This is a genomic window from Stutzerimonas stutzeri (assembly GCF_024448985.1).
Classification (GTDB): Bacteria; Pseudomonadota; Gammaproteobacteria; order Pseudomonadales; family Pseudomonadaceae; genus Stutzerimonas; species Stutzerimonas stutzeri_AP.
This window is the reverse complement of record NZ_JAMOII010000002.1, coordinates 292,494-304,877: the sequence shown is the minus strand read 5'-3', so window position 1 is coordinate 304,877 and position 12,384 is coordinate 292,494. Positions and strand designations below refer to the sequence as shown.

The window sequence follows — 12,384 nt, the reverse complement described above, 5'->3', positions numbered from 1 at the left end:
GTCCACAATAAGAATAGAGGAGACATCTATGAAAATTGCTATCCGCCGTATCGCCCTGCTCTCATCCTGTCTGGTCCTGTCCAGCCAGTTGTTCGCCGAGCCCAAGCGCCCCGAGTGCATCGCCCCGGCCAAGCCCGGCGGCGGCTTCGACCTGACCTGCAAACTGGCCCAGAGCGGCCTAAAGGACGAAGGTCTGCTCGAAGCACCGATGCGCGTCACCTACATGCCCGGCGGTGTCGGCGCGGTGGCCTACAACGCAGTGATCGCTCAGCGCGCCGCCGATCCGGCGACCATCACGGCCTTCTCCAGCGGCTCGCTGCTGAACCTGGCGCAGGGCAAGTTTGGTCGTTACGACGAAACCAACGTGCGCTGGCTGGCCGGTATCGGCACCGACTATGGCGCCATCTCGGTACGTGCCGACGCGCCCTATCAGAATCTCGATGAACTGATCGATGCGGTTAAGAAAGACCCTGCCAGCGTGGTGTTTGGCGCCGGTGCCACCATCGGTGGTCAGGATTGGATGCAGACCGCGCTGATCGCCCGTGCCGCCGGTGTTGATCCGAAGAAGCTGCGTTATGTCGCGTTCGAAGGCGGCGGCGAAACCCTCACCACCATGCTCGGCGGTCATGTCCAGGTCACCAGCAGCGGGTTGGGTGAGGTCGCACCGCAGCTCGACGCCGGCAAGGTACGCGTCCTCGCGGTGCTGTCCGATGACCGTCTTCCCGGCAAGCTGTCGGGCATTCCGACCGCCAAGGAACAGGGTTACGACATCAGCTGGCCGGTGATTCGCGGCTTCTACATGGGCCCTGAGGTCAGCGACGAGGATTTCAACTGGTGGAAGACCCGGTTCGACAGCCTGCTCGCCGCAGACGATTTCGCCAAGCTGCGCGAGCAGCGTGATCTCTTCCCGCTGTCGATGACCGGTGACGAGCTCAAAGCGTTCGTCGACCAGCAGGTCACTGATTACAAGGCACTCGCCGCCGAGTTCGGCCTGGTCAAGTAACACCCCGCTGGCAGCGGCTTCCGGATGGGAGCCGCTGCCGGCTCCTCTCGAGGTAACCCCCCATGTACGTTCGTGTCTTCGCCGCGGCGTGGCTGCTCGCCTGCGCCGGTCTAGCGCTGCTCGCCTGGAGTTTCGAGGCGCCTTTCGCCTACGACCCGGTCGGCCCGCGCGCCTACCCGCTTCTGCTGCTGTTTCTGATGGGCTGCGGCGCGCTCTGGCTGCTCTGCAAACCGCACGGGGAACCGACGCCGCCGTTCGACTGGATGATGGCCCGGCGAGCCCTGTTTTGCGTGCTGGTCCTGCTGGGCTACGCGCTGTTGTTCGAGACGCTCGGCTTCGTCATTACCACGGCACTGGCCACCTTCGCCTTGGGCCTGCTGTTCAACGGACGCCTGTGGCCCTGCCTGATCAGTGGCGTACTGATGGGCGTGCTGCTCTTCGGCCTGTTCGACCTATTGCTTGATGTGCCGCTGCCGCTCGGCGTGCTGCGCTTGCTGGAGAGCTGAAAATGGAAACCTTGAACTTTTTAATGCAGGGCTTCGATGTCGCCACTCGACCGACCAACCTGCTGGTAGCGCTGTTCGGCGCCTTCGTTGGCACTGTTGTCGGGCTGCTGCCGGGGCTGGGGCCAATCAATGGCGTGGCCTTGCTGCTGCCACTGGCCTTTGCCCTGGGCCTGCCACCGGAAACCGCACTGATCCTGCTGGCCGCGGTGTATCTGGGCTGCGAATACGGCGGCCGTATCTCTGCAATTCTGCTCAATGTGCCGGGCGATGCCGCAGCCGTGATGACCACGCTCGACGGTTACCCGCTGGCGCGTCAGGGCAAAGCCGGTATCGCATTGTCGCTGTCCGCGGTCAGCTCGTTCATCGGCAGCATCATCGCCACCTGCGGCGTGGTGCTGTTCGCTCCGCTGCTGGCGAAATGGGCGGTGGCCTTCGGCCCTGCGGAATATTTCGTGCTGATGATCTTTGCCATTGCCTGTCTTGGCGGCATGGTCGGTGACAAGCCGGTGAAAACTCTGATGGCGGCGCTGATCGGCCTGGGCCTGGCCACGGTTGGCGTGGACTCGACCACTGGCGTCTATCGCTTCACCTTCGGTAGCGTCAGCCTGTCGGATGGCATCCAATTCGTCATCGTGGTGATCGGTTTCTTCAGCGTCAGCGAAGTGCTGCTGATGCTGGAAAAGACCCACAGCGGGCAGAAGGCGGTCAAGGCCAGCGGACGCCTGCTGTTCAACTTCAAGGAGTTCTGCCTGACGTTCTGGACCATGGTGCGCAGCGCCCTGGCCGGGTTCGTCATCGGCACCCTGCCCGGCGCCGGTGCCACCATCGCCAGTGCCATGACCTACATGAGCGAAAAGCGCATGGCCGGCGAAAAGGGCCGATTCGGTGATGGCGACTTGCGTGGCCTGGCCGCCCCGGAAGCCGCCAACAACGCCTCCGCCTGCGGATCGCTGATTCCGATGCTGACTCTGGGCGTGCCCGGCTCTGGTACCACGGCGGTGATGATCGGCGCGCTGACGCTATACAACATCACGCCCGGTCCGCTGCTGTTCGAACAGCAGCCCGACGTGGTCTGGGGTCTGATCGCCTCGCTGTTCATCGGCAACGTGATCCTGCTGGTGATGAACATTCCGCTGGTCGGGCTGTTCTCCAAGATGCTCAGCGTGCCCAACTGGGTATTGGTACCGGCCATCACGGCCATCAGTGTGGTCGGGGTCTACTCGGTGCACAGCACTACGTTCGACCTGGTGCTGATGGTCGGTCTCGGGGTGTTCGGCTATCTGCTGCGCAAGCTGGAATTCCCGCTGTCGGCGCTGATTCTCGGCTTCGTCCTCGGCGAGATGATGGAAGACAACCTGCGCCGCGCGCTGTCGATTTCTGCCGGTGAACTCGGCATCCTCTGGAGCAGCCCGATCACCCTGGTGCTGTGGGCGATGGCCGCACTGATGCTGGCAATGCCCGGCCTTCGCTGGTGGCGTCAGCGCCGTCGCGCCAAGTTGAACGAGGCGCACGCCTGACATGATGCCGCAGCGCAGGCTTCCAGCGTGGTGGGCGACGCCTTTGGTCGGCGCCCTTGGCGGCTGGCTGGCAAGCCTGGCGAACTGGCCGTTACCCTGGATGGTCGGTTCACTGTTGGCAGTCATCGCGGTGCGCTGCAGCGGCTGGCTGGTAAAGGAAGTCCCCTATGGACGGCAAACCGGACAATGGCTAATCGCCAGCGCCATCGGCCTGCATTTCACCAGCGAGGTCATGCAGCAGGTCATCGAGCACTTCGGCGTGATCCTCGCTGGCGCGCTGGGCACCCTGCTGCTGAGCCTGATCGGCCTCGCCATTCTCCTGCGCAGCGGCACCGATCGCGCCACAGCGTTCTTCTCCAGCATGCCGGGCGGTGCCAGCGAAATGGTGAACCTGGCTGGGCGACACGCAGCGCAGCCCGCAATGGTCGCAGCGGCCCACAGCATGCGCTTGCTGTTGGTGGTGCTGATCATTCCCGCAGTGTTTACCTGGAGTTTGCCGCCGGTGGACGCGCCGCCGCCGGCACCGGTCAGCTGGCCCTGGCTGACGATACTGCTGCCGGCCGGTGCGCTGCTTGCACTGCTGTGGAAGAAATTCAATCAGCCCAACCCCTGGATGCTTGGGCCGCTGACAGTCTGCGCTGCCGCCAGTGCCCTTTTCGACCTTCATCTGGGCATGCCCGAAGGCATCGGTCAGTTCGGCCAATGGCTGATCGGCTGCTCGTTGGGTTGTCACTTCGACCGACCGTTCTTTCGCAGCGCTCCGCGATTCATGCTGCGCATTCTGCTATTCACACTGCTGGCGATGCTCGCTGCGGCGGGCCTGGCCGAGGCGCTGGGTTGGGCGGCGACGCTGAACCAGACCTCGCTGATGCTGGGGATGATGCCGGGTGGGATCACCGAGCTGTGCCTGACGGCCGAGGCGCTGCAGTTGTCGGTAGCGCTGGTCACCGCGTTGCAGGTGCTGAGGTTGTTTCTGGTGATGTTTCTCGCCGAGCCGTTGTTTCGGTTGTGGCAGCGGGTCGTGCCTTGATCGGCTACAAGGCGGACCTTGGGGACATCCTATATAAGACGGTTGATGTTGCTACCGGACTGGCAATTTTGGGTGTTGTTGTTGGCTGAAAGCTTTGATTCAAGGCCATTATCGAGTCGCTTGATGGCATGGTTTCGCCCTGCTGGGCGACTCACTTTTTTCAAACGCGAAAAAAGTAAGCAAAAACGCTTGCCCCGCCATACGGCCCTGCGCTTCGCTCCGGGTTCGTTCGCTCCATCGCGGCTCCGAGGGTCGCCGTACAAGGGCCATCCATGGCCCATTACGGCTCTCGCCGCATCCATGCGGCTCGCCCCTCTACGCAACGATTCCGCTCACCCTCCTGATGGGGCGTTTCGCGTCGCCTGACGACTCGTGCAAAAAAAGCGAAACGCCTTGCCTCTATTGCTGTTTAGAAACTGATAGACGACTCGGTCCCGAACCCCCTTCAGGAGGCCGAGCGTAGGCGCTGCGCAGGGGGCGCGAGGCATGGATGCCGAGCGAGGAGTGATGGGCCAGGGATGGCCCTTCGCGACGACCCCTGGAGCGGCGTCGGAGTGAGGGAAGTTTTGCGAAGCAAAACCCGGATGTTGGGTGGCCTTCTTTTTGGTTACTTTTTCTTGGCCAAACAAGAAAAAGTGACTCGCCCAGCAGGGCGAAACCGCACTATCAAGAGACTCGATAATCGGTTTGAGACCAACTTTTCAAACCAACAGCAACACCCAAAATTGCCAGTCCGGCATCAATCCGCCACCGCCCCGCTTAGCCGCCCAGCTACAGGGCAAGCCGCCACCCACACGTCACCCTTGCAATCAAATCGACGTATCACCCAAAGAACCAGTAGCAAACCAGAATCGCCGCCACCACACCGGCAAAATCCGCCACCAGCGCACACCCCACCGCATGCCGGGCGCGCTGGATGCCAACCGCACCGAAATACACGGCAAGCACATAGAAGGTGGTCTCGGTGCTGCCCTGCACGGTCGCCGCGATCAGCGCCGGGAAGCTGTCGACGCCGTGGTTCTGCATGGTCTCGATCAGCATCGCCCGCGCAGCGCTACCGGAGAAGGGTTTGACCAGCGCCGTGGGCAGCGCATCGACGAAACGGGTATCCCAGCCCAGTGCTTCGATCAGCCAGCGAATGCCATCCAGCCCGTAATCCAGCGCGCCGGAAGCGCGCAGCACGCCGATGGCGCAGAGCATGGCGATGAGATAGGGCAGCAGATTCTTGGAAACCTCAAAACCTTCCTGGGCGCCCTCGATGAAGCTCTCGTAGACCGGCACCTTGCGCAGCGCCCCGACGACCAGAAAGCCGATGATCAGCCCGAACAGGGTGAGATTGCCCAGCAGCGATGATAACGATGCCAGCGCGGTGGCCGAGAGCCCGGCGAGCAGCGCCATGAAGCCGCCAAGCAGCAGCGCACCGGGAATAAAGTAGGCGAGCACCACCGGGTCCCAGATGCGCAGTCTCTGCACCAGCGCCACCGCCAGCAGACCCGCCAGGGAAGAGGCGGTGGTTGCCAGCAGGATCGGCAGAAACACCAGGGTCGGGTCTTCAGCGCCCTGCTGCACGCGGTACATGAAGATCGATACCGGTAGCAGCGTCAGCGATGAGGTGTTGAGTACGAGAAAAAGAATCTGCGCGTTGCTCGCGACCGTCTTGCTGGGATTAAGCTCCTGCAGTGCACGCATGGCGCGCAGGCCGATGGGCGTCGCGGCGTTGTCCAGGCCAAGACCATTGGCGGCGAAGTTGAGCGTGATCAGCCCCAAGGCTGGGTGTCCGGCCGGCACCTCGGGCATCAGCCGCCGAAACAGCGGCCCCAGCATGCGCGCCAGCACGTCGATCAGACCCGCCTTCTCGGCGATGCGCAGGAAACCCAGCCAGAGCGTCAGGGTGCCAAACAGCACGATCATGATTTCCACGGCCAGCTTGGCCATGGCAAACAGGCTTTCGACCAGTGCGGCGAATACCGCCGGATCGCCGCCCAGCAGCCAACGCCCAAGCGCGGCAACGGTGGCGATCAGAAAAAAGCCCAGCCAGAGGCCGTTGAGCATGTGAGTCTCCGATTTTGACTGCACGCGATGATAGCGGTGCGGCTGGTGAACAGCCATGCGCACACGTCTGAGACGTTCGGCGGAACGAGGAGAAAGTTTCGGCCAAAGCCAATGGGGAGATGACGATACTACGCTGCGTCCGAACAATCGGCAGGCATGAGCGCCGAACGATTCTGAGCAATATTTCGAAGTGGCAGACGCTGAAGAGATCGCAAGCCGAAGGTGGTGACTCCACCTTCGGTTGCCTTTTGCTGAGCCTGGTCCCTGAAGAGGGCACTCCATGTACCCTTAGGTCACTCCGTCGAACAGAGCGTCCCGACCCCTTGGCCTCCCCGCTACGCGGGCTGAGTGGTGCTCGCTGGGCGAGTCACCTCAGTCTTTGTAGGCCCGCGCAAGCATCATGCGAAGGCACTGAATTCTGGCATCCCGCCTTTACTACATCCGTTGGTGTTGCAGCCGCCCTTTCGGGCGGCATCACTGCATCAGACACGCGGACCGCGGCCTCGGCCGAAGATCAGCGAAGCGACGAACAGCACCAGGAAAACCACGAACAGGATCTTGGCAATACCCGTTGCGGTGCCAGCGATACCACCGAAGCCCAGTACCGCGGCGATGATGGCGATGATCAGAAATGTAATAGCCCAGCTCAGCATGGTGTTACCTCTCTTCGGTTCAAGACATCTTTTGCGGGACCGATGTCAGCAATTGATCAGCTCGCGGATTACCACTAAAAAACCCAGCGTTGCTCCGACCGCACCTGCATGTAATCAATCGTCTTCGGTGCAGGGCCGGTTTGCACGATCCCTACTGGTTGAGCGTCATACATCCGGATTCGTTCCGCTGACTCATGCTGTGCCTGGCTGAGCGGTTGCGACATCGGACGCTCGGCACCAACGATAAGAGTAACTACAGCTGCGGTTAGAAAACCTTTGCCAACCAGTGAGAAACGCGCCTGACGATTCATCCTCAAACTCCTTCTAAGCATGCGGGGCATGTCGGTCTTACCCTCTGTCTTGCTTATTACAGTGCAGACGTCATGCCAGCCTTATAAAATCTATTTTCTGCTTTATTTTCAATAACTTAGCTCGTCTATTAGGCCGATCGTCAACTTATATTGCACGATGCCTGCTTCGATCACCGGGCGATTTGCACGACGGACTAATCCCGGCCTCATGCTCAAAGGGCCGAGCCGTGGTTGAGCCTGTGAATCTTCTCGTGGCAGGCGCGTATTTTCGGCAGCTCAATGGCCAGCAACGCCCTCACATCCGGTTCGGCAGTTTTCAAGGCATCTTCGAATGCGGCGAGGATGCGTTCTTCCGTCTGATCCAGCTGATCGATGTACACAGCATCAGCATCACCGAGGCGTGCTTTGGTGTCGGCATACATCTCGCGTAATTTGCCGGCAGTGGTGCCGCCCTGGGCCGGTTGCTCCTGGTTGGCAGCGACTTTCACCGACAGCGCTTGAATAATGTGGGTCTTGGCCTGAGCGAGGTCGCGAAACAGATGTTGCAACTCGACGTCGTTTACGACGTCAAGCGCGTGGTGGTAGAAATGCTGGCCGTCACGGGTGATCTCGATAAGCTCGTTGAGCTGACTCATGTTCTGATTCATATGGCCTCCGGGATGACTGCTACGATGCGCGAACCGAACCGGTCGAGCGCGTTCCGAAGGTTTGGCCGCAAGCTGCGTGCCAGACGAACGCAAAACCCGCTGCCTTCATAATCAAACACTTGCGCAAGCGTTACGCTTGATGATTGATTGCAGGGTGCAGGAAAGGCTCAATGACACCGTGCAACTTGCAAGCCTTTTCGTAGACTAAAGCAGGCGCCAACATAGGCTCGGCGATCCGAGCGCTCGACAAGACACGACTATTCCCCGATTGGCCAGCAAAGCCGCCTTTGCCTGACTGGAGCATCCATGGACCAAACGACCGACAGCGGTGGGCGCATTCTCCTGGTAGATGACGAAGCCGCGATCCTGCGTACTTTCCGCTACTGCCTCGAGGATCGGGGCTACACGGTAGTCACGGCCGCTAGCGCCTCGCAGGCCGAAGCGATTCTGCAACGTCAGGTGTTCGACCTGTGCTTCCTCGATTTACGCCTTGGCGAAGACAACGGCCTCGACGTCCTTCAACAGATGCGTGTACTCGCGCCCTGGATGCGCGTCGTGATCGTCACCGCTCATTCGGCCGTGGATACCGCGGTGGACGCCATGCAGGCCGGCGCCGCGGACTATCTGGTCAAGCCGTGCAGCCCGGAGCAATTGCGCCTGTCAGCCGCCAAGCAGTTGGAGGTCCGCCAGATGGCGGCGCGGCTGGAAGCGCTGGAAGGCGAGGTGCAGAAGCGCAGTGACGCGTTGGGCTCTTATAGCCCGGCGATGATGAGCGTCCTGGAGACCGGCCGACAGGTGGCCGACACCGATGCGAACATCCTGATTCTCGGCGAATCCGGTACCGGCAAGGGCGAACTGGCGCGGGCAATCCACAATTGGAGCCGCCGCGCGAAGAAAGCCTTCATCACCATCAACTGTCCGTCGCTGTCAGCGGACCTGATGGAGAGCGAGCTGTTCGGACACAACCGCGGCGCCTTCACCGGCGCGACCGAAAGCACCCTCGGGCGCGTCAACCAGGCTGACGGCGGCACACTGTTCCTCGACGAAATCGGTGACTTTCCCCTCGCCCTGCAACCCAAGCTGCTCAGATTCATTCAGGACAAGGAATACGAACGCGTCGGTGATCCGGTCACGCGGCGTGCCGACGTGCGCATCCTCGCCGCGACCAACCTGAATCTCGAGGAAATGGTGCGTGAAGGGCGCTTCCGCGAGGATCTGCTCTATCGCCTGAACGTCATCACCTTGAACCTTCCGCCGATGCGCGAGCGTCCGGAAGACGTCGTTGCGCTGGCCGAGCGCTTCCTCGCGTTCTTCGTCAAGAACTACGGTCGCCCGGCGCGTGGCTTCAGCGACAGTGCCATCGCGGCACTGCGAACCTACCGCTGGCCTGGCAACGTGCGCGAATTGCGCAACGTGGTCGAGCGCGCCAGCATCATCTGCCCGCAGGAGATGATCGAAGTCAGCCATCTCGGACTGGCCGATCAGAACATCAACAACGCACCGCGCATCGGTGAGCCGCTCAGCCTGGAAGATCTGGAGAAAGCGCATATCTCCGGCGTGCTGAGCACCAGCGACACCCTCGAACAGGCCGCCCGGATCCTCGGCATCGACGCTTCAACGCTCTACCGAAAGCGCAAGCAATACGGCTTATGAAAATCCAGATGAAGCTGAGAACCCGTCTCTTCCTGGGCTTCTCGGCATTGATGACCGTGGCACTGCTAGGGCTGGTGCTGGCATTGGTCAGCGTGGTGCAGATGGCCCAGAGCCAGGAAAAGCTCATCCGCGACAACTTCGGCGTGATCGAGGTCAACCAGCAACTGCGCCAGGCCCTGAGCAATCATCTGCTGCTGTTGGTGCGCGAGGAGCGTGACAGCGCCGCCTTCGCGGAATCGCGCGATGTGTTCCAGACGGCATTGTCGCGCGGCCTGTCTCAGGCATCGGAGGCAGCCGACCAACAGGCGTACCGGGCGATCGGAGAGGCGTACGCCAGCTTCATCAATGAGCTGGAAACGCCTGCAAGCCTGAACTCGACGCTGCTGGAAGACAATGCCCTGAGCCAGTCCTTCAATCGCGTACGTGAATTGATGGTCGAGATGCAGCACAGTGCATACGCCCAGATTCGCGACACCGAGATTCGCAGCCGTGAACGGGCGCAACTGCTGGCCGGGCTGCTCGGTCTGACCGGGATTGCGGTGCTGCTGATCGGCTTCATCACCGCGCACAGCTTCGCCCGCCGCTTCGGCGATCCGATCGAACAGTTGTCCGGTGTGGCCGACCAGATCGGTCGCGGCGATTTCAGCATCGACCTGCCCTCCTCGCCCATCGCCGAACTGTCCTCGCTGATCCGCCGCTTCGGTCTGATGGCGCAGGCCCTGCACCAATTCAAGCAAACCAATGTCGAGGCGCTGGTCAATGGCCAACAGCGCCTGCAGGCCTTGCTGGACAGCATCGATGACGGCCTGCTGATCGTCGACCGCCAGGGCCGGCTGGAGCATGCCAATCCGGTCGCACAACGGCAGCTGGCCTGGGAGAACGAGCACCTGGGTTCGACACTCGGTCAGGCCCTCGGTTATCCGGAGCTGGACGAGGCCGCGCAACAGGTGCTGGATGACAAGCCATTATCCGGCCCGCCGGAAGATCTGGTGATCGAGGCGGACGGCGAGCGCCGGCTGCTGTCGTGGCGCTTGAGTCCGGTGAATCATCACGACGGACGCATCAGCGGTGCTGTGATGGTCCTTCACGATGTCACCGACCAGCGCACCTTCGAGCGCGTACGCAACGAGTTCGTCCTGCGCGCTTCGCACGAGCTGCGTACTCCAGTTACCGGCATGCAGATGGCGTTCAGCCTGCTGCGCGAGCGGACGCACTATCCGGACAGCAGCCGCGAGGCCGACCTGTTCAGCACCGTGCATGAAGAAATGCAGCGTCTGGTCACGCTGATCAACGATCTGCTGAATTTCTCGCGTTACCAGAGCGGCCAACAAAAACTAGAGCGCGAGCCATGCGACCCGACCGAGCTTCTCGAGCAAGCGCGCCAGCGCTTCCAGGCCGTCGCCGCGCAGAGCGATATCGATATCGAGCTGGAACTGCAGGAGCCGCTGCCCAACCTGCTGCTGGACCGGCAACAGATGGAGCGGGTGCTCGACAATCTTCTCAGCAACGCACTGCGGCACACCCCCGAGGGTGGCGAGATCCGCCTGCTGGCACGGCATCACGGCGAGCGGGTCATTCTCAGCGTCGAAGATAATGGCGAAGGGATTCCCTACAGCCAGCAGGCGAGGATTTTCGAGCCGTTCGTGCAGATCGGTCGCCGCCGCGGTGGTGCCGGACTGGGGTTGGCCTTATGCAAGGAAATCGCCCAGCTGCATGGTGGTCGTATCGGCGTGCATTCGCGAATCGGTCACGGCACCATCTTCTACATCGCCCTGCCGATCTGAGCCAGGGCCTAGAAGAACAATCAGGAGCCGCGCATGCCCAGCCTCAATCCCAGCGTCGAACAACTGAAGCGCTTCGCCGAGCAGATGCCGACCGGCGAACCGATCCTCATGCTCAATCTGCTGCGTTTCAATCACGAGGCGGCCTATCCCATCGATAGCGAACATGCACCATGCAGCGGCACGGAGGCCTATGCACGCTACAGCCGCACTGCGCTACGCAAGGTACGGGCGGCCGGGGGTGAGGTACAGGTAGCTGCCAGAGCTCAGTTCGCGTTGATAGCCCCGGACCAGGAGCGCTGGGATCAAATGCTGCTGGTGCGATATCCCTCGCCGGAAGCCTTCCTGGCAATGCTGGCGGATGAGGAATACCAGGCGGCAGCCATGCACCGCACCGCTGCGCTGGCCGACTCGCGGCTGATCGGCTGCATTCCAAGCGCCTGAGTGCAGCTCAACGCTGAGAGCCTAGCGCGGCGAGAATCGCGGCGGTTTCGGCATCCGGTTCGCCGTCAAAGCGTGTCGGGCGATACTTCATCTGAAAGGCCGCGATCACGTTGCGCGTTTCAAGATCGAGATGGCCGTGCTTCGGCACTTGATAACCCTGCCTGACGAGCTGCTCCTGGAACCAGGCCACATCCGGCAATTGCATGACGAACAGACTGCGCTGGCGTGAGACTTCGGCGGCGTCCGGCCAAGGCACCAATCCGGCGTCGGCCAGGCGCTTCCAGGGAAACAGCGGGCCGGGATCGACCTTGCGCTGCGGGGCGATATCGCTGTGGCCGACGATAGCGCCCGGCTTCAGGCCATGGCGCTGCATCATGTCCTTGAGCAGCACGATCAGCGCGTCGATCTGTTGCTCGGAATAGGGATACCACAGCCGCCCGCTCTCGCCTTCGATATAACCGCGATTGACCAGCTCGATGCCGATGGAACTGGAGTTGAGCCAGGTGCGGCCATTCCATTGGCTGTCGCCGGCATGCCAGGCGCGGCGATTCTCGTCCACCAACTGGTAAATTGTCGCTGGTGCCTCGGCGATCAGGTAATGACTGCTGACGCCGTCACCCTTGAGGATATCGAGCGAGTGCTGAAGATCGGTTGATGTGTAATGCAGGACGATGAATTGCACCCTGCTGTCCTGGCCAACGGACGTATGGCTGGTATCGATACGCGGGCCACTGGCGCAGCCTGCGAGCAGCAAGGCAAACGCAGTGAGAATCAAGGCTTTCATCGG

At 61.7% G+C, this 12,384-nt stretch carries 12 protein-coding genes; 7 read left to right on the top strand and 5 right to left on the bottom strand.

The features are described 5' to 3' along the window. Window positions 1-28 precede the first annotated feature (28 nt). The 4 genes from NA647_RS04200 to NA647_RS04185 all read left to right on the top strand — a co-directional run bounded on the left by NA647_RS04200 (window position 29) and on the right by NA647_RS04185 (window position 4,056). Window positions 29-1,003, top strand: coding sequence for a Bug family tripartite tricarboxylate transporter substrate binding protein (locus NA647_RS04200; RefSeq protein ID WP_256056548.1), 975 nt, complete (start codon window positions 29-31; stop codon window positions 1,001-1,003). A gap of 62 nt (window positions 1,004-1,065) precedes the next feature. Next, entirely contained in the window at window positions 1,066-1,509 is a 444-nt protein-coding gene (locus NA647_RS04195) for a tripartite tricarboxylate transporter TctB family protein (RefSeq protein WP_131651345.1), read from the top strand. A gap of 2 nt (window positions 1,510-1,511) precedes the next feature. Then, window positions 1,512-3,026 (top strand): tripartite tricarboxylate transporter permease, encoded by a 1,515-nt coding sequence (locus NA647_RS04190; RefSeq protein WP_256056547.1) that lies wholly within the window; start codon window positions 1,512-1,514, stop codon window positions 3,024-3,026. 1 nt (window position 3,027) lies between these two features. Further along, a complete protein-coding gene (locus NA647_RS04185; RefSeq protein WP_256056546.1) occupies window positions 3,028-4,056 on the top strand; it encodes an AbrB family transcriptional regulator in 1,029 nt (342 codons plus the stop codon). 822 nt (window positions 4,057-4,878) lie between these two features. Here NA647_RS04185 and NA647_RS04180 read toward each other — a convergent pair. The 4 genes from NA647_RS04180 to NA647_RS04165 all read right to left on the bottom strand — a co-directional run bounded on the left by NA647_RS04180 (window position 4,879) and on the right by NA647_RS04165 (window position 7,719). Continuing rightward, on the bottom strand, window positions 4,879-6,108 hold the full coding sequence (locus NA647_RS04180; RefSeq protein ID WP_256056545.1) for a nucleoside recognition domain-containing protein: 1,230 nt from the start codon (window positions 6,106-6,108) through the stop codon (window positions 4,879-4,881). Window positions 6,109-6,590: 482 nt separating this feature from the next. After that, complete coding sequence (locus NA647_RS04175) at window positions 6,591-6,761, bottom strand: DUF1328 domain-containing protein (protein ID WP_003282841.1); 171 nt, start codon at window positions 6,759-6,761, stop codon at window positions 6,591-6,593. 74 nt (window positions 6,762-6,835) lie between these two features. After that, window positions 6,836-7,072, bottom strand: a complete 237-nt coding sequence (locus NA647_RS04170) for a hypothetical protein (RefSeq protein ID WP_131651341.1) — start codon at window positions 7,070-7,072, stop codon at window positions 6,836-6,838. A 212-nt stretch (window positions 7,073-7,284) separates the two neighbouring features. After that, window positions 7,285-7,719 carry a ferritin-like domain-containing protein gene (locus tag NA647_RS04165; protein WP_256056544.1) on the bottom strand — a complete coding sequence of 145 codons (435 nt, stop codon included), beginning with the start codon at window positions 7,717-7,719 and terminating at the stop codon, window positions 7,285-7,287. Between the two features lie 306 nt (window positions 7,720-8,025). Here NA647_RS04165 and algB point away from each other — a divergent pair, with 306 nt between their 5' ends. From algB to NA647_RS04150, 3 genes are read left to right on the top strand one after another with little or no spacing between them, the layout of a single operon-like run. Further along, a complete protein-coding gene (gene algB, locus NA647_RS04160; protein WP_256056543.1) occupies window positions 8,026-9,372 on the top strand; it encodes a sigma-54-dependent response regulator transcription factor AlgB in 1,347 nt (448 codons plus the stop codon). Beyond that, entirely contained in the window at window positions 9,369-11,156 is a 1,788-nt protein-coding gene (locus tag NA647_RS04155) for a KinB sensor domain-containing domain (protein ID WP_256056542.1), read from the top strand. The genes algB and NA647_RS04155 overlap by 4 nt, the downstream gene beginning before the upstream one ends. A 33-nt stretch (window positions 11,157-11,189) precedes the next feature. Beyond that, a complete protein-coding gene (locus tag NA647_RS04150) occupies window positions 11,190-11,597 on the top strand; it encodes a DUF1330 domain-containing protein (protein WP_256056541.1) in 408 nt (135 codons plus the stop codon). A gap of 7 nt (window positions 11,598-11,604) precedes the next feature. Here the strand turns inward: NA647_RS04150 and NA647_RS04145 are convergent, their stop codons facing one another. Next, complete coding sequence (locus tag NA647_RS04145) at window positions 11,605-12,381, bottom strand: N-acetylmuramoyl-L-alanine amidase (protein WP_256056540.1); 777 nt, start codon at window positions 12,379-12,381, stop codon at window positions 11,605-11,607. Between the last annotated feature and the right edge of the window lie 3 nt (window positions 12,382-12,384).